The 26,028-nt window shown below is 33.0% G+C and carries 21 protein-coding genes and 1 tRNA gene; 17 read left to right on the top strand and 5 right to left on the bottom strand.

Features of this window, described 5'->3' with window-relative positions:
* Positions 1-9 precede the first annotated feature (9 nt).
* The gene (locus ACVC3Y_RS03450) at positions 10-1,476 is read right to left on the bottom strand and encodes an SUMF1/EgtB/PvdO family nonheme iron enzyme (RefSeq protein WP_452226112.1); all 1,467 of its coding nucleotides are present in this window, start codon (positions 1,474-1,476) and stop codon (positions 10-12) included.
* Between the two features lie 333 nt (positions 1,477-1,809).
* On the bottom strand, positions 1,810-2,952 hold the full coding sequence (locus ACVC3Y_RS03445) for an acyl-CoA dehydrogenase (RefSeq protein ID WP_303426132.1): 1,143 nt from the start codon (positions 2,950-2,952) through the stop codon (positions 1,810-1,812).
* A gap of 92 nt (positions 2,953-3,044) precedes the next feature.
* Here ACVC3Y_RS03445 and ACVC3Y_RS03440 point away from each other — a divergent pair, with 92 nt between their 5' ends.
* The 10 genes from ACVC3Y_RS03440 (at position 3,045) to ACVC3Y_RS03395 (ending at position 11,809) form a co-directional block, all read left to right on the top strand.
* Positions 3,045-4,103, top strand: a complete 1,059-nt coding sequence (locus ACVC3Y_RS03440; RefSeq protein WP_452226111.1) for an anhydro-N-acetylmuramic acid kinase — start codon at positions 3,045-3,047, stop codon at positions 4,101-4,103.
* A gap of 71 nt (positions 4,104-4,174) precedes the next feature.
* Entirely contained in the window at positions 4,175-5,401 is a 1,227-nt protein-coding gene (locus ACVC3Y_RS03435; RefSeq protein ID WP_303426128.1) for a Glu/Leu/Phe/Val dehydrogenase dimerization domain-containing protein, read from the top strand.
* A gap of 8 nt (positions 5,402-5,409) precedes the next feature.
* Positions 5,410-6,804 carry a sodium:proton antiporter NhaD gene (gene nhaD, locus ACVC3Y_RS03430; RefSeq protein WP_303426126.1) on the top strand — a complete coding sequence of 465 codons (1,395 nt, stop codon included), beginning with the start codon at positions 5,410-5,412 and terminating at the stop codon, positions 6,802-6,804.
* Between the two features lie 54 nt (positions 6,805-6,858).
* A complete protein-coding gene (locus ACVC3Y_RS03425; protein WP_303426124.1) occupies positions 6,859-7,560 on the top strand; it encodes a MotA/TolQ/ExbB proton channel family protein in 702 nt (233 codons plus the stop codon).
* A 24-nt stretch (positions 7,561-7,584) separates the two neighbouring features.
* Positions 7,585-7,977, top strand: coding sequence for an ExbD/TolR family protein (locus ACVC3Y_RS03420; RefSeq protein ID WP_303426123.1), 393 nt, complete (start codon positions 7,585-7,587; stop codon positions 7,975-7,977).
* Between the two features lie 61 nt (positions 7,978-8,038).
* Positions 8,039-9,247: a hypothetical protein gene (locus ACVC3Y_RS03415; RefSeq protein WP_452226110.1), complete on the top strand. Its 1,209-nt coding sequence runs from the start codon at positions 8,039-8,041 to the stop codon at positions 9,245-9,247.
* A 36-nt stretch (positions 9,248-9,283) separates the two neighbouring features.
* Positions 9,284-10,135 carry an energy transducer TonB gene (locus ACVC3Y_RS03410; protein ID WP_303426120.1) on the top strand — a complete coding sequence of 284 codons (852 nt, stop codon included), beginning with the start codon at positions 9,284-9,286 and terminating at the stop codon, positions 10,133-10,135.
* Between the two features lie 2 nt (positions 10,136-10,137).
* Positions 10,138-11,355, top strand: coding sequence for a bifunctional folylpolyglutamate synthase/dihydrofolate synthase (locus tag ACVC3Y_RS03405; RefSeq protein ID WP_452226109.1), 1,218 nt, complete (start codon positions 10,138-10,140; stop codon positions 11,353-11,355).
* Between the two features lie 119 nt (positions 11,356-11,474).
* Positions 11,475-11,549 (top strand) — tRNA-Val (locus ACVC3Y_RS03400).
* Positions 11,550-11,635: 86 nt separating this feature from the next.
* Entirely contained in the window at positions 11,636-11,809 is a 174-nt protein-coding gene (locus tag ACVC3Y_RS03395; RefSeq protein WP_452226108.1) for a hypothetical protein, read from the top strand.
* A 57-nt stretch (positions 11,810-11,866) separates the two neighbouring features.
* On the opposite strand, the gene ACVC3Y_RS03390 is transcribed toward ACVC3Y_RS03395, so the two are convergent.
* Together ACVC3Y_RS03390 and gldJ are read right to left on the bottom strand one after the other, a co-directional pair.
* Positions 11,867-13,144 (bottom strand): UDP-N-acetylmuramoyl-tripeptide--D-alanyl-D-alanine ligase, encoded by a 1,278-nt coding sequence (locus tag ACVC3Y_RS03390; RefSeq protein ID WP_452226107.1) that lies wholly within the window; start codon positions 13,142-13,144, stop codon positions 11,867-11,869.
* Between the two features lie 144 nt (positions 13,145-13,288).
* Positions 13,289-14,968, bottom strand: a complete 1,680-nt coding sequence (gene gldJ / locus ACVC3Y_RS03385; RefSeq protein WP_303426114.1) for a gliding motility lipoprotein GldJ — start codon at positions 14,966-14,968, stop codon at positions 13,289-13,291.
* 266 nt (positions 14,969-15,234) lie between these two features.
* On the opposite strand from gldJ, the gene porU reads away from it, so the two are divergent.
* From porU to ACVC3Y_RS03350, 7 genes are all read left to right on the top strand, one after another.
* On the top strand, positions 15,235-19,113 hold the full coding sequence (gene porU, locus ACVC3Y_RS03380; RefSeq protein WP_452226106.1) for a type IX secretion system sortase PorU: 3,879 nt from the start codon (positions 15,235-15,237) through the stop codon (positions 19,111-19,113).
* A gap of 34 nt (positions 19,114-19,147) precedes the next feature.
* A complete protein-coding gene (porV, locus tag ACVC3Y_RS03375) occupies positions 19,148-20,389 on the top strand; it encodes a type IX secretion system outer membrane channel protein PorV (protein WP_452226105.1) in 1,242 nt (413 codons plus the stop codon).
* Positions 20,390-20,560: 171 nt separating this feature from the next.
* On the top strand, positions 20,561-21,043 hold the full coding sequence (cdd, locus tag ACVC3Y_RS03370; protein WP_303426108.1) for a cytidine deaminase: 483 nt from the start codon (positions 20,561-20,563) through the stop codon (positions 21,041-21,043).
* A 191-nt stretch (positions 21,044-21,234) separates the two neighbouring features.
* Positions 21,235-22,233, top strand: a complete 999-nt coding sequence (pdhA, locus tag ACVC3Y_RS03365; protein WP_452226104.1) for a pyruvate dehydrogenase (acetyl-transferring) E1 component subunit alpha — start codon at positions 21,235-21,237, stop codon at positions 22,231-22,233.
* Between the two features lie 3 nt (positions 22,234-22,236).
* Positions 22,237-23,853 (top strand): pyruvate dehydrogenase complex dihydrolipoamide acetyltransferase, encoded by a 1,617-nt coding sequence (locus ACVC3Y_RS03360; protein WP_452226103.1) that lies wholly within the window; start codon positions 22,237-22,239, stop codon positions 23,851-23,853.
* Between the two features lie 120 nt (positions 23,854-23,973).
* Complete coding sequence (locus tag ACVC3Y_RS03355; protein WP_452226102.1) at positions 23,974-24,948, top strand: M28 family metallopeptidase; 975 nt, start codon at positions 23,974-23,976, stop codon at positions 24,946-24,948.
* Complete coding sequence (locus ACVC3Y_RS03350) at positions 24,941-25,624, top strand: SDR family NAD(P)-dependent oxidoreductase (protein WP_452226101.1); 684 nt, start codon at positions 24,941-24,943, stop codon at positions 25,622-25,624. The genes ACVC3Y_RS03355 and ACVC3Y_RS03350 overlap by 8 nt, the downstream gene beginning before the upstream one ends.
* Positions 25,625-25,663: 39 nt before the next feature.
* On the opposite strand, the gene ACVC3Y_RS03345 is transcribed toward ACVC3Y_RS03350, so the two are convergent.
* Positions 25,664-25,888: a hypothetical protein gene (locus tag ACVC3Y_RS03345; protein WP_303426098.1), complete on the bottom strand. Its 225-nt coding sequence runs from the start codon at positions 25,886-25,888 to the stop codon at positions 25,664-25,666.
* Positions 25,889-26,028 lie beyond the last annotated feature (140 nt).

Below are 26,028 nucleotides of genomic sequence, written 5' to 3'. Positions count from 1 at the left end.
TTCTATAAATTAAGGTGCTGTTCTTGCTGCTCTAAAACCAAGACGATTGTTCCCTGAAGCTATTATTGATGCACCATCAAATCTATCTGAAACTCTAATAAAATCAGCACCATTTAACCAGCTTCCTCCTCGAAAACTATAACCATCTCCAGTTGTATTGTTTGGCCAGTTGGATACCGTACCGTTTCCTGTTGTAGAGCTAATAATTCCATTTCCATGAATTCCTGTAAAGGCTCTTCCTTGTGCACTACCAACAGTAACACATCGCTCATATAGATTTCCAGAAAGTTCCATAATTCCATAATAACTACCACCAGTTTCTTCACGATTGTTATTTACAGCGCTTGATGCAAATATTCCGTTTCTTACTGGTCCGTTGATAGTTCCATTTGTTATAGAATACAAAGCATTTCCAGTATTTACTTCTGGGTTTGTAATACGTTCGCTAGAAAAACCAGAGTTTACTAAAGTATAATCGTTAGAAGCTATGTTAGCACTTCCCCAAGCAAACTCTCCTGGTTTTGGTAATATAGGCCCTCTACAAGCTTTTTCGTATTCCAACTCCGAAAGCGGTCGCAACCCAGTCCAATCCATATATGCATTCATATCAGCAACACTTAAGAAACTTACAGCTCTATCTGGTGCAGATGTTGTTGCACTTGCGGTTCCACCAGTCCAAGAAATGGTGTTTCTACTTACTACCGCATCACTATTTTTATGTGTAGCATCTGTAACATCTCTATTTGTTTTTTGATTTTCTGTTAAACTGTTAAAAAAACTAACCCATTGTGATTCTGATACTTCATATTTCATAGAATAAAAAGCACCAAATCCTTTAGGATATGAAAGAGATAATACACCAGTTTGATCACCACCACTAGCATTAGATGCTGTATAATATAAATTACCTGAAGTATTTGCAATGGTTAAATTATTCTCTGAGGTAACTCTATAGGAGGAAGCTGTAGAAAATCCACCAGAATGAAACTTATTTGCTTCATCTCCAGTAGTACCTCCAACATAAAATGATCCTTCCGGTACATATACCATTTCTATAGCATGTACTTGAATATCTATAATATCATTGGTGTCTGTAGATCCAAAATTCCAACGAATTTGCATATTTTGAAAATTTACATTTCCACTTCCATCTGCATCTCTATATACAAGTGCTCCAATCCCATCGGGAGTTACATCTAATGTAGCACCAGTAGAAGGAGTAGAGTTTGCTTGACTTATAATTGCGTGTGTCCAAGTTCCATTATTTACTCTATATTTAATTATAACCCAAGCTGCATCCCAATTAGATGGTCCGGAACTTATTCTCCATGAATTATCCCAGGCGAGATCAAATTCTACATTCACCCAATTAGATATATCATTTAAGTTTTCTAATGAAATGTTGCTTACCCTAATGTTATTAGCATTTAAGGAGTAAGAAAATAGTACTGTAATAATTAAAATAATTTTTTTCATGGTTTTTAAAATTTGATTAATAGTTGTTTAATGTTTTATCTATGTAAAAGGTTAACAAGAATAATATGCCTTTAATAATCTGCATGAAATGATCTAAAAAATTAGAATTAAGAGATTATATACATAGACATATTTTTATGTTTATTTTTTTTACATTTTTAAAATTATGATTATTAGCGATTTAAAATTATAGAAACATTGAAGAATAATCTTTTGTAAATGTATAGATGGGGTTGTTTATTGTATAAATGGATTATATTCTGTTTTTATAACAAAAAAAGCGTAGCCCATTGGCTACGCTTTTTTTGTTATTTCAATTTAAAAAAAGTAATTCTATCCTTTAATTAAACCTCTTGAAATTACTATTTTTTGAATTTCTGATGTACCTTCATAAATCTGCGTAATTTTTGCATCACGCATTAAACGCTCCACATGGTATTCTTTTACAAAACCATTTCCACCATGAATTTGTACAGCTTCAACGGTGTGTTCCATTGCTACTTTAGATGCGTATAACTTGGCCATTGCACTAGACATGTCGTAATTATTACCTTGATCTTTATCCCAAGCGGCTTTCATTACTAGCATACGAGCAGCTTCAATTTCTGTATACATATCAGCTAATTTAAAAGCAATAGCTTGGTGGTTACAAATTTCTGTTCCAAAAGCTTTACGTTCTTTAGCGTATTTTAAAGCCAATTCATAAGCTCCTGCAGCGATTCCTAATGCTTGAGCAGCTATACCAATTCTTCCTCCAGATAGCGTTTTCATTGCAAATCTAAATCCAGAACCATCATCGCCAATTCTATTCTCTTTAGGTACTTTTACATCATTAAATTGTAAAGTATGTGTATCACTTCCTCTTATTCCTAATTTATCTTCCTTAGGTCCAATATCAAAACCAGGAGTCCCTTTTTCAACTATAAAAGCATTAATACCATGAGAGCCTTTATGCTTATCTGTTTGCGCAATTACTAAGTAAACTTCTGCTCTTCCACCGTTTGTTATCCAGTTTTTTGTTCCATTAATCACATAATGATCTCCTTTGTCAATGGCTGTTGTTCTTTGCGAAGTTGCATCGCTTCCAGCTTCTGGTTCACTTAGGCAAAATGCACCAATTTGTTCTCCAGTAGCAAGTTTTGTTAAATATTTTTGTTTTTGTTCTTCACTAGCATAAGCTTCTAAACCATAACAAACCAAAGAATTATTTACAGATACCATTACAGAGGCAGATGCATCAACTTTAGAAAGTTCTTCCATAATTAATACATAAGAGATTGCATCCATTCCACTTCCTCCATATTTAGGGTCTACCATAATTCCCATAAAACCAAGGTCTCCCATTTTTCTTACTAATTCTTGAGGAAAAGTTTGTGCATTGTCACGCTCAATAACTCCCGGAAGTAATTCGGTTTGTGCAAAATCGCGAGCTGCATCGCGAATCATGATATGTTCTTCTGTTAAGCTAAAATCCATAATTCTAATTAAATGTTTTTATGATAAAAAATGAGTACAAATATAACTCTTTAATAACATATTTTCAATAGAGATTGCTATTTTTACACAATATGACAAAGAATGAATACAAAGTTATAGGTGTAATGTCTGGAACATCCTTAGACGGAATAGATTTAGCATGCGTTACTTTTACTTATGAAACAACATGGAAATTTAAAATAACATGTTGTAATACTGTTGGGTATTCTCAAGCATGGCTGCAGATTCTTAAAGAGTTAGTTTCTCAATCTTCTGAAGCCTTAAAACAAATCGATAGCAAGTATACTGCACATTTAGCACAAGTAATTAATACTTTTATTCAAGAAAATAATATTCAAAATATAGATGCTATTTGTTCGCATGGACATACTGCATTACATAAACCAGAAAAAGGTTTAACTTATCAAATAGGAAATTTAAAAGAATTAGCGACTTTAACAAATAATAAAGTGGTTTGCGATTTTAGAGTACAAGACGTTGCTCTGGGTGGTCAAGGTGCACCATTGGTCCCAATAGGAGATCAATTATTGTTTTCAGAATATGACTATTGCTTAAATTTAGGCGGATTTGCAAATGTTTCATATCAAGAAAATGAAAACCGAATTGCTTATGATATTTGCCCGGTAAATATTGTGCTAAATAAATATGCAAATAGGTTAGGATTCCCTTACGATGATAAAGGGAAAATAGCTAAGTCTGGAACTTATTTAATGCAGTTAGGTAATGATTTGCGAAACTTAGTTTTTTATAAGCAAAAGCCACCAAAATCATTAGGTCTTGAATGGGTAGAAACTGAAATTTTTCCTAGACTAGACGCATTTAAAAGAAAAGAAAAAGATCTACTACGAACCTTTACAGAACATGCATCAAGCCAAATAGCAAGAAATTTAAATATTAGAAGTAACGTTTTGGTAACTGGAGGAGGCGCTTATAATGATTACTTAATTTCTAGGATTAAATTTAATAAAGAGTTAAATATTATTATACCATCTAAAGAAATAATAGAGTTTAAAGAAGCTTTAATTTTTGGTTTTTTAGGAGTGCTAAAAATACGAGAAGAAGTAAATTGTTTAAGCAGTGTAACAGGAGCAAAACAAAATCATAGTTCTGGGAAAATTTATCTTCCTTAAAAATATTATAAATTTAATATAAAGCACTTTTAGTTTTTTATATTTGTTAACAGAATTAACTAACTATATTAATGAAAGAATTACTTAGTAAGTACGAAAATAAAGAACCGGAAATTGTATTTAATTGGAAAGACCCAGAAACAGATGCCGAAGGGTGGACAGTAATAAATTCATTACGAGGTGGAGCTGCTGGAGGCGGAACCAGAATGCGTAAAGGTTTAGATATGAATGAGGTTTTGTCGTTAGCTAAAACCATGGAAGTAAAATTTACAGTCTCTGGACCAGCAATTGGAGGCGCAAAATCTGGTATTAACTTCGACCCTAAAGACCCAAGAAAGAAAGGTGTTTTAGAGCGCTGGTATCGTGCTGTTTCACCTTTACTTAAAAGTTATTATGGAACGGGAGGAGATTTAAATGTAGACGAAATTCATGAAGTAATTCCTATTACCGAAGAAAGTGGTGTTTGGCACCCGCAAGAAGGTGTTTTTAATGGACACTTTAAACCTACCGAAGCAGATAAGATTAATAGAATAGGACAATTACGTCAAGGGGTAATAAAAGTAATTGAAAACCCTAACTTCTCACCTAACGTTTCAAGGAAATATACAATTGCAGATATGATTACAGGCTTTGGTGTTGCCGAAGCTGTAAAACAATATTATACTATTTATGGAGGATCTGTTGTTGGTAAAAAAGCAATAGTTCAAGGTTTTGGTAATGTAGGTTCTGCAGCAGCATTCTACCTTTCACAAATGGGAGCAAAAGTTGTTGGTATTATAGATCGCGTTGGTGGTTTAATTAATGAAGAAGGATTTTCTTTTGAAGAAATTACAGACCTATTTTTAAATAAAGATGGAAATACATTAGTAGCAGATAATTTGATTCCTTTTGAAGAAATGAATGAAAAAATTTGGTCACTAGAAACACATGTATTTGCTCCTTGTGCAGCATCTAGATTAATTACACAAGATCAAATCGATCAAATGATAGACACCGGATTAGAAGTTATTTCATGTGGTGCCAATGTGCCATTTGCAGATAAAGAAATCTTTTTTGGTTCTATTATGGAACATACCGATAATCGCGTAAGTTTAATACCAGATTTTATTTCAAACTGTGGTATGGCAAGAGTCTTTGCTTACTTTATGGAACGTAAAGTGCAAATGACAGACGAAGCCATTTTTAACGATACTTCCGAAATTATAAAAAAAGCAATTCAAAACGTACATAACAAAAACCAATCGAAAACAGGAATTAGTGCAACAGCATTCGAAATCGCATTAAGCCAACTTATTTAACACATTTTATGGAAACAGTAATTATTTTAGTATTTGTATTAGGTTATTTAGCTATCACTTTAGAGCATAGCATTAAAATAGATAAACTTATACCAGCTCTAGTCATGATGGCTATTTGTTGGGCTTTAATTGCATTAGGAATCGATAGTTTTCCGCAGTGGTTTGATTCTGCAAAACATAGTCTACTAGACAATTTTGGTTTAATTGGGCATGAAGAGAAAATGCACATGATGGAAGAAACGCTGCTACACCATTTAGGTAAAACAGCAGAAATTCTAGTATTCCTTTTAGGAGCAATGACTATCGTTGAAATTATAGATTATTTTGATGGTTTTTCTACTATTAAAGGCTTTATTAAAACAAAAAAGAAGTCTAAAATTTTATGGATCTTTGCTTTCTTAGCATTTATCCTTTCAGCAATTATAGATAACTTAACAGCAACCATCGTTTTAATATCGATACTTCAAAAAATTGTTAAAGATAGAGAAGTTCGTATTTGGTATGCTGGTCTAATTATTATTGCAGCAAATGCAGGTGGTGCTTGGTCTCCAATTGGAGATGTTACAACAACAATGCTTTGGATTGGTAAAAAAGTAACTACAGGACACTTAATTGGCTACTTATTTGTACCATCCTTGTTATGTATGTTAGTTCCAACCTTTATAGCTTCCTTTTTACCAGCTTTTAAAGGGAATTTAGATCAAATAGAAGAAGAAACGGATAAACCAAAAAGTAAGTATAGTGCAGCCATGTTATACCTTGGTTTAGCAGGAATTGTTTCTGTTCCAATTTTTAAAACAGTAACACATTTACCTCCTTATGTAGGTATGATGTTAGCTTTAGGTGTTGTCGCTATTTTTGCAGAAATATATAGTAGTTCTAAATTTAGTATTTCGAGCCATGATTCAGAAGAAAGCGATGCACATGCACACCATAGCCCAGTTCACCATTCCTTATCTAAAATAGAAATGCCAAGTATTTTATTCTTTTTAGGAATTTTAATGGCTGTTGCAGCACTCGAATCTTTAGGGATTTTATTCGGTTTTGCTACCACTTTACAAGATACTATGCCAATGCTTGGTACAGAGTTGCATCATGGAGGAGTTTCCGATTTAGTAGTATTGTTATTAGGAGTAGGTTCTGCAGTTATTGATAATGTACCTCTAGTTGCAGCAAGTTTAGGAATGTTCTCTGAACCAATAGATAATGAGCTTTGGCACTTTATTGCATATTCTGCTGGAACAGGAGGAAGTATGTTGATTATAGGTTCTGCAGCTGGAGTTGTTGCTATGGGAATGGAAAAAATAGATTTCTTCTGGTACCTAAAAAAGATCGCTTGGTTAGCTTTTGTTGGCTTCATAGTCGGAGCTGCAGCATTTATGGTAACTAGAACTTTATTCTAATTATACTTTACATTAAAAACTAACGTTAATAACAGTAGAAAAAACAATTTGTTTATGTTAAATACAATAATACAAGACGCACAAGATGGTGCAGAATTAGTAACCGATGGTGATTCTGTAGAAAAAACACTTTCTGTAATCGAATTAATATCTAGTGGCGGTACAGCTGGTATAGTAATCATGGCATTATTATTTGTCTTACTAATAGTTGCTATATATATTTATTTTGAAAGAATTTTTGCAATCAAAGCAGCATCTCAAGTAGATGCCAATTTTATGAATCAAATAAAAGACCACGTGTCTAATGGTAAAATTGATGCAGCTCAAATGTTATGTGTACAACAAAACTCACCAGTTTCTAGATTAATAGGAAAAGGGATAAGTAGAATAGGAAAACCTTTAGAAGATATAAATACAGCTATTGAAAATGCAGGTAGATTAGAAATTTACGGACTAGAAAAAAACGTGAGTGTACTAGCTACTATTTCTGGAGCTGCACCAATGATAGGATTTCTTGGAACTGTAATCGGAATGATTTTATCTATTTTCGAAATAGCTAATTCTGGAGGCTCTATAGATATTAAAACACTTGCAGATGGTTTATATACTGCAATGACTACAACTGTTGGAGGATTAATTGTTGGTATTGTAGCATATGTTGCATACAATCATTTAGTTGTAAAAACCGATAAAGTAGTATATCAAATGGAAGCAAATTCTTTAGAGTTTTTAGACCACTTAAATGAGCCTGTTTAATTTTAATCCTTTCAATAAATAAGTATGAATTTAAGAGGAAGAAATAAAGTAACACCAGAATTTAACATGTCGTCTATGACAGACATTGTATTTCTGCTGCTTATCTTTTTTATGATTGCATCTACACTTGTTTCGGCTGAAGCCATTGATTTACTGTTGCCAAAATCATCTAGCAAAACAACGCAAACAAAAAATGTATCTGTAAGCGTAGATAAAGACGTTAATTATTATGTAGATATGAAAAAGGTATCTAAAGATAATTTAGAAGCAGAAGTAATCGCGAAAGTTGGTGAGACAGACACACCAACCATCACTATTCGTTCAGATCAAGACGTAGAAATGAAACATGTAGTTTTTATAATGGATATTGCTAACCGAAATAAAATCAAGTCTACTTTAGCCGTAAAATCACAATAGACTATTGCTATAATTTGGCATACAGATTGTAGTTTAATATATGTAAGAATACATCATTTAAATGAAATACTTTACTACCAAACACGAAAAAAATGCTGCAAAAATAACAACATTAATTACGTTGATTATTGTTTTGTTGCTTTTTGTTGTTGGTCAAGAATATAAAGAACAGCCAGACGAATATGGTGTAGCAATAAACTTTGGTAGTGGTGCACCAGCAGGAGGAAATATACAGCCCAATACACCTAAAGTAACTGAAGAAGAACCTCAAGAAGAAATAGAAGAAGTAATTGAAGAAGAAGTAATTGAAGAGGTTGAAGAAATTATAGAAGAAGAGGAAGTAGAAGATACTAGTGAAGCTGAAGCTCAAGCAGAAGAGAAAGCAGAAGAGAAAGCTGAAGAAGAAAGACGTGAAGAGGAGAAATTAGCAGAAGAAAAAGCGGCAGAAGAAAAAGCACTTAAAGAAATTGAAGAAGCTAAAAAAGAAGCAGCCGAAGCCGAAAAAATATTAAAAGAAGAAGCCGAGGAAGCAGCACGATTAAAAACCGAAAAAGAAGCGAAACAAAAAGCAGAGGCTGAAGCAAAAGCAAAGGAAGCTAAAGAAGCTAAAGAAGCAAAAGAAGCTAAAGAGGCTAAAGAGGCTAAAGAGGCAAAGGAAAAAGCCGACGCTGCCGAAAAATTAAAAAAAGAAAACGAAGCAAAGGCAAAAGCAGCAGCCGAAAAAAAGGCAGCAGCAGCAAAAGCAGCAGCAAAAGCGAAAGCAGAGGCAGCAGCAAAAGCGGCTAAGGCTAAAGCTGATGCAGAAGCAAAAGCTGCCGCAGAAGCAAAAGCAAGAGCAGCTGCAAAAGCCAAGGCCGATGCCGATGCAAAAGCAGCAGCAGATGCTGCGGCAAAAGCGAAAGCTAATTCTGGAGGAGGAGAAACATCTTTTGCATTAATTGAAAATGTACCAATTTACCCAGGATGTGAAGGAGGAAATAATGAAGCGAGAAAACAATGTATGAGTGATAAAATTAAACAGTTTATCATAAATAATTTTGATACCGATTTGGCATCCGATTTAACAGGAGTTCAAAAAATTAACATCTCCTTTAAAATTAATACTTCAGGAAATGTTGTTAGTATAGGAGCAAGAGCAGCTGATCCAAAATTAGAAGCAGAAGCAAAACGAGTAACTAAATTACTCCCTAAAATGAAACCAGGAATGCAACAAGGTAGTCCTGTAACTGTTTCTTATGGTTTGCCTATTAGAATTCAAATGAAAAAATAACTTGCGTTTGCTTCGTAATGTAAGAATTAAATTTAAATGAAATACTTTACTACCAAACACGAAAAAGATTCGGCAAAAATAACCACGCTTCTTGTGTTAATTATTTTATTGCTAATTTTTGTGGTAGGGCCAAAATATATGGATCCTCCAGAAGAGTATGGTGTTGCTATAAATTTTGGTACAACAGATTTTGGTTCTGGTAATGTGCAACCAACCAAACCAATAAAATCAAAAGACTTAAATATTAATAAACCACCAGAAACAGAGCCTACAGAAGTTTCTGAACCTGCCAAAGCAACGCAAGCTACAGAAGAAGTTTTAACCCAAGAAACAGAAGAAGCTGTAGCAATACAAAAAGAAAAAGAAGCTGCGAAAAAAGCTAAAGCTATTGCAGATGCTAAGGCTAAAGCCGAAGCAGATAGAATAGCAAAAGAAAAGAAAGAACAAGAGGAGAAAAAGAAAAAATTAGATGCTCTAATTGGTGGTGTAAGTAATTCGGATGGTAACGAAACTGGTAGCGAAGGCGATGATGATAAAACGGGTGATAAAGGACAATTAAATGGTGATCCTTATGCATCTAGTTATTTTGGAGATCCAGGAACTGGAAGTGGAGGAGTTGGTTATGGTTTAAATGGAAGAGGAAAACCAACAAAACAGGTGTTTAAACAAGATTGCAATGAGTCAGGAATGGTCATTGTAAAAATTGTGGTAAACAGAAGTGGTAATGTAATAGAAGCGGAACCAGGAGTTAAAGGAAGTACAAATACAGTAGATTGTTTGCTCGAACCAGCAAAAAAAATCGCCTTATCTCACAAATGGAAAGTAGATAGTAAAGCACCAGCAAAACAAATAGGTTTTGTAAAAGTTAACTTCAATTTAGGGCAATAAAAATGACATATACAGATACTGTAAATTGGATGTTTAACCAATTGCCAATGTATCAAAAACAAGGCAAAAAGGCGTATAAGGAAGATTTAAGTAATACCTTAATTCTGGCTAAACATCTTAAAAACCCTGAAACTAAATTTAAATCTGTTCATGTTGCAGGAACCAATGGTAAAGGTTCTACAAGTCATATGTTAGCCTCTGTTTTACAAGAAGCAGGATATAAGGTAGGTTTGTACACTTCCCCGCATTTAAAAGATTTTCGAGAACGCATAAAGATCAATGGCAAAGAAATTAGTAAGCAATTTGTTCTAGGGTTTATTAAAAGAAACAAAACCTTTTTAGAAACCAATAGCCTTTCTTTTTTTGAAATGACCGTTGGTATGGCATTCGATTATTTCGCAAAGAAAAAGGTAGATATTGCCATTATTGAAGTTGGTCTTGGAGGAAGGTTAGATTCTACAAATATTATTAAGCCAGAAGTTTCCGTTATTACCAATATTGGATTAGATCATACTCCGTTTTTAGGAAATACTTTACACGCTATTGCGAAAGAAAAAGGAGGAATCATTAAAAAGAATATTCCTGTTGTTGTTGGCGAAACACAAAAAGAAACAAAACCAGTTTTTAATAGACTTGCAGCCGAAATTTCTTCTCCTATATTTTATGCTGATCAATTAATAAAAGAAAGTCTGCAAAGCGATTTAAAAGGAAGCTATCAAGAGAAGAATATAAAAACCGTTTTACAAACGATTAATGTTTTGCAAACACAACATTGGAAGCTTTCAAAAGAGAATATCCAAAACGGTTTACTTTATGTGTCTAAAAACACAGGTTTAAAAGGTAGATGGCAAGTTTTACAGAATAATCCTAAAGTTATTTGCGATACAGCACATAATAAAGAAGGACTTACTTACGTGATGCAACAATTGCAAGAAGAACCTTTTAATAATCTTCATATCGTTTTCGGAGTTGTTAGTGATAAAGATTTAGATAGTATAATTCCATTTTTACCTAAAAAAGCAACTTATTATTTTTGTAAACCAAATATTCCACGAGGTAAAAATGCAGAAGCGTTATGTAACTATTTTAGAGAAAGAGGGTATGTTGGTAGTATATATAATTCTGTAAATGAAGCATATAAACAAGCTTTAATATTTGCCAAAAAGGAAGACCTTATTTATGTAGGAGGTAGTACTTTTGTGGTTGCAGAAATAATTTAAAAAAAAGTTTAAAAAAGTTTTTGAGAATCCAAAAACAGGTGTATATTTGCAGTCCTATTAAATAGGGCTCTTGGCAAAGTTGTTAAGAGTATAGGTTACCGAAACCTTTTAAATATTTCGGGCGCGTAGCTCAGTTGGTTCAGAGCACTTGGTTTACACCCAAGGGGTCAGGGGTTCGAATCCCTTCGCGCCCACATCCAATAAAAATCCTGATACAAGCAGTATCAGGATTTTTTGTTTTTATTAATTAAGTGATTTTCTACTATATATTTAAAAGTCTTTGTTTTTCGCTGTAAACCTTATTTTTATAACAAGTTGTTCCTTTATAGATGACTGTAAATGTCGTGGTGCTTTTTATAGTGGCAACCAAATTATTACTGTTTCTAACGTAGATTGTGATACAGGAACTTCTGGTATTCCCGATGATTTAAATTTTGTCTCTGAACCAGAGTAGGTTGTGTAGATAGTTAATGCAGTAAATACCGGTTATTTATATCGCTACTAATGTTTTTTATAGTAGATCTAAAGTCCTTTCTAAGGCCATTCCTCGAGATCCCTTTATTAAAATAGTTGCTTTTTTAGGTTGTTCAAAATTATTTTTAAAATCTTCAAAAGATTTATACTTTTTTACTTTTTCGAGAATAGTTTCCGAAGTAAAGAAATTTTCACCTATTAAAAATATTTTATTAAAACCTAAATCTGTAGTAAGTCTCGCGATGTTTTGATGTTCTGTTTTGGCTTCATTTCCTAATTCAAACATATCTCCTAATATAACCATCTTATTTTCGTCTTTCAAATTAGAGAAATTAGTTAAAGCAGCTTGCATACTTGTTGGGTTAGCATTATAAGCATCAAGTATTATTTTATTATTTTTAATAGTCATTATTTGAGACCTATTGTTTTGTGGGATATAGTTTTCTATACCTATTTTAATGTCTTTTAGTTCTACATCAAAATACTTAGCAATAATTGTTGCAGCACAAAGATTTGTAAAGTTGTAAGCGCCTATTAGGTTAGAGCTAATGGTGTAGTCTTCTACTTTTAATGATACAAAGGGATTGGCTTCTAAAAGTTTAATTTTATAGAATTCTTTATTGGTTTGCGAGAAACCAACTTTTTTAATATAACTGCTTAATTTTTCAATTTGAATAGGGTCATCTGCATTTAAAAAAATGTGTTTGTTGTTTTTAGTTAGGTAATTGTATAATTCGGTTTTTCCCTTGATAACCCCTGCAATACTTCCAAAGCCTTCTAAATGCGCTTTGCCAAAGTTGGTAATGTAACCATAATCTGGTTGCGCGATATTGCAAAGGAATTCAATTTCTTTTAAATGATTTGCGCCCATTTCTACAATACCAATTTCGGTAGTGCTATTCATAGATAATAAAGTTAAAGGAACGCCTATATGATTATTTAAATTACCAATAGTAGCTACTGTTTTGTATTTTTGAGATAGAGCTGCGTTTATTAGTTCTTTGGTTGTCGTTTTGCCATTACTACCTGTAAGTGCAATTATTTTTACTTTTAAATAATTTCTGTGATAGCTTGCTAGTTGCTGTAATGTTTTTAAAACATCTTCTACTAGTATAGTAGCATCAGAAATATGATACGCTTCCTCATCAATTATAACATATTTAGCGCCATTTTGAAGTGCTTGTTTAGCAAAAGTATTTCCGTTAAAATTTTCCCCTTTTAGAGCAAAAAACATACTATTGTTTTCTATTTTCCTTGTGTCTGTACTAACTTTATTACATTGTATAAACAGTTGGTGTAATTGCGCTATTTTCATGTGTTTTGTTTATTGCTTTTAACTCTCTCATTAATTATATGCATAAGTAATAAGCTTTCCTAGTAGGTTCGTTTTAATAAAATAAATGTATAAAAAAAAGTCCTGACTAGTGTCAGGACTTTTTTAATTTTTATAAAAGAATTATTAGTTCTTTGTTTTCGCTTTTCCTTTAGATTTTGAACCTACACGAGACATTGCGCATCTAAATCCAATATAGTCTGTAGCCATATCTTGTGGGAAGTAACGTCTTTGTGCTGGATCTAACCAGTATTCTCTATCTTTCCATGAACCTCCTTTATAAACTCTTACTTCGTCGTTAATTAAAGAAGTACGTTTAGCAGATTGGTCATATTCACGAATCATAGCACCAGTAGAATCTGTTTCTACACTATGCTTTGGTGAGTTATACATTTTTCTAGTTACTTCAGAACTTTCATCTTCGAATCCTTCTTCTTCATCAAAAGAATCTGCATACTGTCTTGAAGAACGTTTGTCTCCATCTCTAAAGTTTCTGTTGTCACTTCTGTCAAAGTTTGTTCTTAAATAGGTTTCGTTTTCATCAACACCTACCTGTGCAATTTCACCTGGAAGGTTTCTTGCAACAATTTTTCCGTTAGATAGTGTATCGTAAACAATTTCGTCTGAAGTTACAATTTTTACAGTTCCATCATCATTAATAGCATTTTTAGTATATACATTTCCTCTGTAATAGTTAAAGTCATTAAACTCATCATCTACAATAGGTCTGTAAACATCGGCAACCCATTCTGCAACATTTCCAGCCATATCATATAAACCATAATCATTAGCTTGAAAAGACATTACTTGTTTTGTTATATCTGCTCCATCATCACTCCATCCAGCAATACCACCGTAATCTCCTTTTCCTTGTTTAAAGTTGGCCATTTGGTCACCACGAACTTTACGTTTTCCAGTACGTGTATATTGTCCACTCCAAGGGTATTTTTTTCTACCTCTGTATGTATTATAGCTTCTAATATCCGACATTCCTAAAGCAGCATATTCCCATTCTGCTTCTGTTGGTAGTCTATACATTGGTGAAATTACACCAGTTTCTCTAGTTGCATATTTGTTAATCGTATCTCCTGAAGCTGTAGTTTGTACACGACGTCTTGATCTTTCAGGATTAATAATACTATCATTACCACCATACGTTTGTGTTGGTGCATTTATGTAAGTATCTGTATTAAAGTTTGCATCTGCAGTAGCTGTTAATTTAGAATCTCTTGTTAAGTATCCAGCTTCTTCTAAATTTAATTCATTATATCTGTCAGATCTCCAGTTAGCAAATTCAACTGCTTGAATCCAGCTAACACCAACTACAGGGTATTCGGCATAAGCAGGATGACGTAAGTAGTTATTCGTCATAACTTCATTATAACCTAAACGGTTTCTCCATACTAAAGTATCTGGAGCAGCTCCATTGTATATAGCTTTAAAGTTTTCTTCTGTTGGAGGATAAGTAGATTTTAACCAATATAAATATTCTGAGTACATGAAATTTGTAACCTCAGATTCATCCATATAAAAAGATTGAATATGTTGTTGGTTAGGGCTATTATTCCAATCATGCATTACATCATCTTGTACTTTACCCATCGTAAAAGTTCCTCCTTCAACAAATACTAAACCAGGAGCCGTTTCTTGCTCTTTAAATTTTTCATTGTATTGAAAACCACCTTCTTTAGAATTTATTTTCCAACCTGTTGCTCTAGATGTGTTTTTAGAACTAGATCTTTTACAGCTAACAGCAGTTACAGATACTGCTAAAATTAATAATAATATTACTTTTTTCATTTTCATACTTTTAAAGTAAGCTACTTGTTATTTTAAGTGACGCAATATAAGAATTAAAGCCAATACTACAAGAAAAATTGTAAAAATTGATTAAAAAAAATAGCACTTCACCCTAATTATTAGACGTTACAACGATGTTTTTGATAATTTCATCGTTCATTTGTAGAACTAATAACGCACAATTTTATAAAATATTATTGTACTTTTGATTCGTTTTTTTAAAATTGTTTGTTTTTTAATAATAACATACAATTATTCACGTTATTTATGCAATGAAAAAGAATTTACTTTTACTTACGCTTATATTGCCATTTGTGGTGTTTGCACAGCAGCAAACCTTTCAAATTACTTGGCAAGATTATCAAACGATATCCAATGGAGAATTTTCTATAGAAGTGCCTTCCTTTAATAAAGAGCATTTTAATTATAGTTTAGACAATGGTATGCAATTTGTTGCGCAATGGAAAATTTCTAACTTAATTAATGAGTCTTCCGTATCTTTATCTCAAGTAGCTTACGCTAGTATTTCTTTAAACGAATTAAAAGGAGTCGATCTTAAAACGATACCAAATAGAATAAAATTTAGTTTGAATAATTCTATAGCTAGAGATAAGCGTAATGCTTATTTAACTGTTTCTCCAATTATTAAAGAAAATGGTACCTATAAAAAAATAACGTCCTTTACTGTAAATTATAATAGTACTAATGGTTCTAGGTTTTCTAATACTTCAAGAACTGAGATTACAAATTCTGTTTTAAGTTCTGGCGAATGGTATCGATTTTATGTAGATACTACAGGTGTCTTTAAAATTTCAAAAAATTTCTTAAATAGTTTAGGTGTTAATACGAACAATGTAGACCCTAGAAACATTAAATTATTTGGTAATGGAGGAGAAATGATACCATATTCTAACGCAATAGAATACCCTTTTGACCTCACAGAAAATGCAATTCGAGTTGTAGGTGAAAATGATGGAGAGTTTAATAACGAAGATTATATTGTGTTTTACGCCAGAGGGCCAAGAGGTTATAATGCAGAAAGTAAAACAAATATTAATTTATATGCTGATAAAACATATTACTACATTAATATAAGTCCTGGTCAAGGAAAAAGAGTACAACCTTTTATACAACCAAGTGGAACTGTAGATTTAGAAATTAATCAATTTCAAGATTACCAGTTTCATGAAGTAGATACTTATAATTTAGTTAGTGTAGGTCGAAGATGGTTTGGAGATCGTTTCGATATTGAAAATAGTAAAACATTCGATTTTAGTTTTCCAGATATAGTTTCTAGCGAACCAGCTACACTTAAAGTGTATGTCGCGTCAGATTCAGATACCGCTTCAACCATGCAGATAAATCTTGGTGGTACAGAAATTACTACATTAAACATATCTGCTGTTGCAGATCCTAATTTAGCTGTAGAATCCTTTTTTAGTGGAAATGTAAATATTAATTCTTCAGAAGTATCTATAAATCTTACACATGATAATGCCGGAAACCCAAGTTCAAATGCATATTTAGATTATATCTCTATCGAAGCAACTAGAGCTTTAAACTTCTCTGGAAACCAATTTGTCTTTAAAAATAATCAAGTTATTAGAGATCCAGGTATTGCTAGATATACATTAACGAATGCAACCAATGTTTCCGAGATTTGGGATATTACAGATTTGTACAACATTACAACTGCAGTTAATACAGATGCAAGCGCGACACTGAGTTTCACATCTAATATGGGGAGCTTTAAAGAATATACGATAATTACAGATTCCGATTATTATGAGCCTAAAAGAGATTCTAATTCGAGTGTTGCCAATCAAGATTTAAAAGGAACTATCTTTTTAAATAGTCAAGGAAATTTTCAAGATGTAGATTATTTAATTGTAACACCAGATTACCTTAAATCTCAAGCAGAAAGGCTTGCCGAAATTAACAGACAGCAATATGGTTTAAATGTAAAAGTGGAAACGCTAGAAAGAATATACCAAGAGTTTAGTTCGGGGAGTCAGGATATAGGTGCTATTAGAAACTTTGTTAAATATATCTATGATAATGCAAGTACTCCTGAAAATAAAATAAAATACCTCTGTCTATTTGGAGATGGATCTTTTGATTATAAAGACAGAGTAACTAATAATACAAATGTGGTTCCTTCGTGGCACGCATTAGAAAGTTTTAACTTAACAAACTCTTTTGTTTCTGATGATTTTTATGGAATGATGGATGATAACGAAGGTTCTATGGCAGCTTCCGAAAAACTGGATATAGCCATTGGTAGAATTCTAGTAAACTCCACACAACAAGCAAAAGAGATTGTAGATAAAATGATTTCCTATCATAATGAAGCAAGTTACGGTAGTTGGCGTAATAATTTTATTGTCGTTTCCGATGATGTTGATGAAGCTTGGGAAAGAGTTCTGCAAGAAACAACAGACGAGTTAGCAAACACTATTGTAGAAAGTAAACCATTTTTAAATCCTATAAAAATTCATAGTGACTCGTATTTGCAAGAAGCATCTGCAGGTGGAGATCGTTATCCTAAAGTAAATGACGCACTTGCTAATGCTATTGAAAACGGAGCGCTAGTAGTTACTTACTTTGGTCATGGTGGTGAAGATGGATTAGCACACGAACATATTTTCGAAAAAGTAGACACACAAGAATTAAATAATGTTTGTAGATTAAATTGTTTTGTTACAGTAACTTGTGAGTACACAAGATTCGATAATCCTTTACGAACGACTGCAGGAGAGCTTACTTTTTGGAATACTACTGGAGGTTCTGTTGGATTAATCACTACAACAAGAAAGATTTTTGTTAGTGTAGGAATAACTTTTAATGAAGTTTTAGGAGAGTATATGTTTTCTTATAATGATTCAGACGATTACGAAGATCATGAATATCCTTCTATGGCAGAAGCATTAAGGTTGACAAAAAATGATCCTTCAATTTCTAATATATCACAAAGAAGACTTGTCTTTTTTATTGGTGATCCAGCAATGAAATTAACTTTTGCAAAACCTAATATTAGACTTACTAAAATTAATGATGTGCCAATTGAAGACGAAACCGATACCTTAGAAGCTTTAAGTCGTGTAAAATTATCTGGAGAAGTAACCGATGTAACTGGTAATGTGCTAACAAATTATAACGGCGTACTCTCTACAACTATTTATGATAAAGAAATTGATAGAACCACTCTTGCTAACGATTTTACTAGAGATGGCGGGCAATTTATATACTTAGATTATAAAACACTAGGCGAAATAATCTTTCGTGGACAAGCTTCCATAACGGATGGCCAATTCGAATTCGAGTTTGTAGTACCAAGAGATATTGGTATTCCTGTAGGTTTTGGAAAAGCAAGTTTTTATGCAAAATCTGAAATACCTTTTCTACAAGACCAAACAGGAGCTAGTATAGAAACTATTAAAATAGGAGGAATAAATGCCGATGCACCAGAAGATAATGTTGGTCCATTAGTAACGCTATATATGAATGACGAAAGTTTTGTGTCTGGTGGTATAACCAATGAATCTCCGTCCTTATTAGTGAAGTTAGAAGATGAAAACGGAATTAATACCGCCAGCGGAATCGGTCATGATATTGTTGCAATTATCGATGGAGACGAAACTAACGCTTATGTTTTAAACGATTATTACCAAACAGAAGTTGATGATTATACGAAAGGAATAGTCAATTATCCCTTTAGAGATTTAGAACCAGGTTTACACACTTTATCACTTAAAGCTTGGGATGTATACAACAATTCTTCTACACAAGAAATTCAATTTGTAGTCTATGACGAAGACGAAAAATTAGTTATCAATAACGTATTAAATTATCCAAACCCTTTTGTGAATTATACCGAATTTTGGTTTAACCACAATAGTTCAGAACCTTTAGACGTTTCAGTACAAATATTTACCGTTTCTGGAAAGTTGGTAAGAACCTTAATAGGACAAACCAATACCTCCGAATGTTGTGGTAAAGGAGCGTCTGCATTATCTAGAGATATTGTTTGGGATGGTCGTGACGATTTTGGAGATAAAATAGGAAAAGGGGTCTATGTATATAAACTAACCGTTCGCTCTAATACCCTCAATAAAAAGGTAGAAAAAATAGAGAAACTTGTAATACTATAATATTAATTTATATTTGTTAAATAAAATAAACTAAATGAAGAAGTCAATTTTAACTATAGCTTGCTTATTATTAATAGCTAAAATAAATGCACAAACTACTGTAATAGCAGACCCTAATGATTCCAGAGTAATTACAACAGGGGTTCCATTTTTACTTATAGCACCAGATGCAAGAGGAGCAGCAATGGGGGATATGGGGGTTGCAACTTCTGTAGATGCGTTTTCACAACAATGGAATCCATCCAAATATGCATTTTCCACAGATAAGCAAGGTGTAGCCGTTAGTTATACGCCATACTTAAGCAAACTAGTAAAAGATATTTTTTTAGGAAACTTAACCTATTACAATAGATTAAGTGATAGAAGTGCGTTTTCTGCAAGTTTAAAATATTTCTCTTTAGGAGATATCGAATTTGTACAAGATGAATTTTCTGAAGCTTTAGTGCAAAGACCAAATGAGTTTACTATAGATGCAGCCTATGCGTTAAAATTAAGCGAACAATTTGCTATGTCTGTAGCTATGCGCTATTTACGTTCCGATTTAAAATTAAATGGTATTGATGAAGATGCTACAGCAGCAAATACCTTTGGTGTAGATATTTCTGGATATTACCAAAGTGAAGAAGAGGCATATAATAGTTTTAATGGTAGAACTCGTTTAGGTTTTGCGATTCAAAATATTGGACCAAAATTTAAATACTCCGAAGGTGGCGTAGAAAACTTTCAACCAACAACCTTACGTTTAGGTGGTGGTTTCGATTTTATTCTAGACGATTATAATAAAGTGTCTTTAACAGGAGAGGTTACTAAATTATTAGTGCCAACGCCTCCAAAAACAGGTGTAGAGTACGAATATACTGATGTGGATGGAAACGGTGAATATGATGAGGATATAGACGGTCCTTTAGGTGCTGTTGTAGATGATTATGTTATTATGGAAGGTAAAGACAACGATGTAAGTTTCGTAAATGGTATGTTTCAATCTTTTGGAGATGCACCAGGAGGATTTAGTGAAGAAATACAAGAGTTTACCTATGCTATAGGTGCAGAATATTCTTATCAAAATTCATTTGCATTTAGAGCAGGATATTTTAACGAGGCAGAAGATAAAGGAGCTAGAAAGTTTTTTGCATTAGGAGCTGGATTTAAATTTAGTGCAGTAACCGTAGATTTATCCTATTTATTCTCCGCTTCTAAAGTACAAAGCCCACTAGAAAATACATTACGTTTCTCTCTTGCATTTAATCTAGGAGCAGATTCATATACAGAATATTAATTGTAAACTGTAATAAACAATAAAAACTATTGCCAAAAGCAATAGTTTTTTTGTCTAAAATACTTTCTTATCTTTAAATTATGAAACATACAATACGAATTTATAATCAAGACCGAGAATAGGTAGTTTTGCATGTTGTATCTTGCTAATAAAGGCAATAAAAACGAATAGATGAAAGAAATAAAAATAGAATCCACACTAACTGTTTATAACGATTTTAATGAATTGCCAAAAAATATAGCTGCGCTTATGGAGCAAGCAATGGAAGCTAGAGAAAAAGCATATGCTCCTTATTCTAAATTCCTTGTTGGAGCAGCTATAGCTCTAGAAAATGGACAAGTAGTAACAGGAAGTAATCAAGAAAATGCGTCTTATCCTTCCGGTTTATGTGCCGAACGTACTGCCATTTATTACGCAGGAGCAAAATACCCAAATGTAAAAATGAAAACCATGGCTATTGTGGCTGGTTCTACCTTGCATCAAACCATTGCACCAATTCCCCCTTGTGGAGCTTGCAGACAAGCAATTGCAGAATATGAAATAAAACAAGACGAAGACATCGAATTATATTTTATGGGAGAAACAGGAAAAGTAGTAAAATCTAAGTCTCTAGCTAATTTACTGCCTTTGGTATTCGATAAGTCCGTTCTATAGACGAATCGAAATCGATTTCGGAAAATTTTACAATTTTCTGCCTTTTTTATTCCTAACTAAAGTGTTACTTTTGTTAGTGGAACTTTTTTTGAAAATTATTATTTTTTAAAATTAAGCAACAACAAAATAAAGTGAATACCAATGTAATATTGGTGTTAATAAATGAAATTTTATAATTAATAGCACTACCAATGCAAAAAATCACTAAAGAAGTATACCTTAAATGGTATGAAGATATGTTATTCTGGCGAAAGTTTGAAGATAAACTAGCAGCAGTATATATCCAACAAAAAGTAAGAGGTTTTCTTCATCTTTATAATGGTCAAGAAGCAGTATTAGCAGGAGCTTTACATGCAATGGATCTTTCTAAAGATAAAATGATTACTGCATATAGAAATCATGTACAACCAATAGGAATGGGAGTAGATCCTAAACGCGTAATGGCAGAATTATTTGGTAAAGCAACAGGAACTTCACAAGGTCTTGGTGGTTCTATGCACATTTTTTCAAAAGAAAAAGGATTTTATGGTGGTCATGGTATTGTTGGTGGGCAAATTCCTTTAGGTGCAGGAATGGCATTTGGAGATAAATATCACAATACAGGAGCAGTAACTATTTGCTGTTTTGGTGATGGTGCAGCTAGACAAGGTTCTTTACATGAAACTTTTAACATGGCAATGCTTTGGAAATTACCAGTAGTTTTTGTTTGCGAAAACAACGGTTACGCAATGGGAACTTCTGTAGAACGTACTGCAAATCATACCGATGTATGGAAACTAGGTTTAGGTTACGAAATGCCTTGTGGTCCTGTAGATGGAATGAACCCAATAAAAGTTGCCGAAGCTTTTGATGAAGCTCTAGAACGTGCTCGTCGTGGTGATGGTCCAACATTTTTAGAATTAAAAACATATCGTTATAGAGGACACTCTATGAGTGATGCACAACATTACAGAACAAAAGACGAAGTAGAAGAATACAAGAAAATTGACCCTATTACACAAGTAAAAGAGGTGATTTTAGATAAAAAATATGCTTCAGAAGACGATATTAAAGTTATCGACAAGAGAGTAAAGGCTCAAGTTCTCGAATGTGAAAAATTTGCAGACGAGTCTCCTTATCCAGATAAAAACGTAATGTACGATGTCGTTTACGAACAAGAAGATTATCCATTTTTACAACATAAATTATAAGCTATGGCAGAAATAATAAATATGCCTCGATTGAGTGACACGATGGAAGAAGGTACTGTTGCAGCGTGGCTTAAAAAAGTAGGTGATACAATTGAAGAAGGAGATATTCTTGCAGAAATTGAAACCGACAAAGCAACGATGGAGTTCGAATCTTTTCATGAAGGTGTTTTATTACACATTGGTGTGCAAGAAGGAGAGACTACTAAAGTAGATGAACTTTTAGCAATTATAGGAGAAGAAGGAGAAGATATTTCTGCATTACTTTCAGGTGCAAATGAAGAAGCTCCAAAAACAGAAGAAAAAGAAGAAGCAACTACTTCTAGCGAAACAGCAACTACTTCAGAAAAACAACAAGAATTACCTGAAGGAGTAATTGTGGTTACTATGCCAAGATTAAGCGATACCATGGAAGAAGGTACGGTTGCAACATGGCTTAAAAAAGTAGGAGAAGAAGTAGAAGAAGGAGACATACTTGCAGAAATTGAAACAGACAAAGCAACGATGGAGTTTGAGTCTTTTCAATCTGGAACTTTATTATACATAGGTCTAAACGAAGGAGATTCTGCTAAAGTTGATTCTCTTTTGGCAATCATTGGCCCAAAAGGAACAGATGTTTCCGCAGTAGCTAAAAACTTTAAAGTAGAAGGAGATGCTCCTGCTGCTAAAAAAGAAGAAGCACCAAAAGCAACAGAAACTAAATCTGAAGCACCTAAAAAAGCAGTATCTAAACCGGCAGTTAAACCATCTAATACAAATACAACTTCGGGGGATAGAGTATTAGCTTCTCCATTAGCTAAAAAAATGGCAGAAGAAAAAGGAGTTAATTTAACTCAGGTAGCAGGTTCTGGTGAAAATGGCAGAATTATAAAAAGAGATATAGAAAACTTTACTCCATCTGCATCCGGTACATCCGTTGGTAAATTTGTACCAACAGGACAAGAAGATTTTGATGAGGTACCAAATTCTAACATGCGTAAAGCGATTGCTAAAAACCTAGCAAAATCTAAATTTACAGCACCACATTATTATTTAAATGTGGAGTTTGATATGGAGAATGCTATCGCATTTAGAAAACAATATAACTCTATTCCAGATACAAAAATATCTTATAACGATATGATTGTTAAAGCATGTGCTTTAGCATTAAAAGTACATCCTCAAGTAAATTCGCAATGGTTTGATGACAGAATGCAATTAAATAACCATGTGCATGTTGGTGTTGCAGTAGCTGTACCAGATGGTTTATTAGTTCCTGTAGTAAAATTTGCTAACGAGCAAAGTTTAACTCAAATAGGAGCTGCTGTAAGAGATTATGCAGGGAAAGCAAGAAATAAAAAGCTTGCATTAGATGAAATGGAAGGAAGTACTTTTACTATTTCAAATCTTGGAATGTTTGGTATAGAAAGTTTTACATCTATTATTAATCAGCCAAACTCGGCAATACTTTCTGTTGGTAATATTGTTGAAAAGCCAGTAGTAAAAGAAGGAAAAATTGTTGTGGGTAACACGATGAAACTAACACTTGCTTGTGATCACAGAACAGTGGATGGAGCAACAGGAGCACAGTTTTTACAAACCTTAAAAGGGTATATTGAAAACCCTGTTACTATGCTAGTATAATACATTATTTGTATTTAAAATAAAGGCATTCCGAGCGCAGTCGAGGAGTTGCAATAAAACAAAAGCCTAATTCAATTATTTGAGTTAGGTTTTTTTATCTTTAAACTCTAAAACAATCTCATGAAAAAAATATTAGCATTATTAATTTTGGTTTCGGTTTTAAGCTGTGTTACTACAAACAAAAGCACAGGGCCTTCTGTAAAGTCGATTCAAGAAAGTATGGAGTATCTGGCTTCAGATGCACTAGAAGGTAGAGCAACAGGTAGTATTGGTATAGAAAAAGCTGCTGTGTATATTGAAGATTTCTTAAAAAAGAATAACATTACACCTTATTTTGAGACCTATCGAGATAATTTTGAGATAGAATCTAAAAGTAGTTCTGATAAATCAACAGATCCTAATATCATTAAAGGATTTAATATCGTTGGTGTTGTAGAAGGAAATGACCCAAAATTAAAAAGCGAATTTATCCTTTTAGGTGGTCATTATGATCATATAGGTTTCGCAAAAGAAGTGAACGGTGATTCTATTGCTAATGGAGCTAACGATGATGCTTCAGGAACAATCGCTGCCATGGAACTTGCAGCTTATTTTGCAAAAACAAAAACCAATAAGCGAAGTATTCTTGTGACGCTTTATGCTGCAGAAGAATTAGGTTTAAAAGGATCAACTCACTTAGCGAAAAGACTAAAAAAAGAGGGATTAAATGCCTATACAATGATTAATTTTGAAATGATTGGTGTACCAAGAGCCGCAGATCAATCCATGGCATACATGAGTGGTTTTGAAAGATCTAATTTTGCAGAAACCTTAAATAGATATGCAGGAGAGGAAGTAGTTGGTTTTTTTCCTAAAGCAAAAGAGTTTAATTTATTCATGAGATCCGATAATTTTCCATTTTTTAGTGAATTTAATATTCCTGCACATGCAATTTCAACATTCGATTTTACAAATTTTGAATATTACCACCACGTCGATGATGAAGCAGATAAAATGGATTACGAGCATATGACTAGTTTTATTAATAAAATGATTCCAGCTTTTGAAGGAATGATGAATGCACCAACTAAAGAAGTTATACTAAAAGATGAGTAAAAATATAATAATTACAGGAACAAGCAGAGGGATAGGTTTCGAACTGGTTCACCTTTTTGCAAATCAAGGACATAATGTATTAGCATTATCTAGAAATGCGCAACCAATTAATAATCTACATTTTGATAATATAAACTCAATGGCTTTCGATTTATGTAAAGCAGAAGACTATAAGAAAGTGGAAACTTTCATTAAAACCGAATGGAAACAAGTAGACATTTTAATTAATAATGCAGGCACCTTATTAAATAAACCTTTTGCCGAAACGACCATGGAAGATTTTGAATATGTTTATAAAACCAATGTCTTTGGTGTAGCAGAAATGTCTAGAATTACATTACCGTTTATGAAAAAAGATAGTCATGTTGTCACTATTAGTTCTATGGGTGGTGTGCAAGGCAGCGTAAAATTTCCTGGACTAGCAGCCTATAGTTCTAGTAAAGGAGCAGTAATTACTTTAACCGAATTATTAGCAGAAGAACATAAAGAAACCGGACCACAATTTAATGTGTTAGCTTTAGGAGCAGTACAAACCGAAATGTTAAAAGAAGCCTTTCCTGATTACGATGCACCTACAACTGCAAAGCAAATGGCAACATATATTCATGATTTTGCACTAACTGGTAATAAATTGTTTAATGGTAAAATGTTACAGGTTTCCAATTCTACACCTTGATTTTTAAGGAACCATAGAAGGAGGTAGAAGGCATTTTGTTTATTCTATAATTTCGTAGTCTATACTCAATTTTCGTAGTGCTCGTAAAGCAGAACCAGAATTTTTATCTGTAACTTCAATATCTACTGCATCTCCTTCTAATAAGATACTTGTTAGTTCGTTAGCTAAAGATTCGCCAATATTTAATGAAATCTCAGTTATACATTTGGCTATTGCTCTTTTATCTGGCCTTATAGCATCACAAGACAATAAGTTTAATTTCATAATTAGGCTTTATTTTATGCAATATAACTAGAGTTCTCTTAGCTAAGAGGTTATATTTAAAATATTATTCATTACCACAAAGTCTAAAAGAATTCCATGCGCATGTATTATCGGTAAAGTGAAACGAAGTTTGCAGTTTT

The organism is Lacinutrix cladophorae, assembly GCF_053604645.1.
Note: the sequence above shows the minus strand (reverse complement) of the source record. Positions and strands in the feature narration are given on the sequence as shown.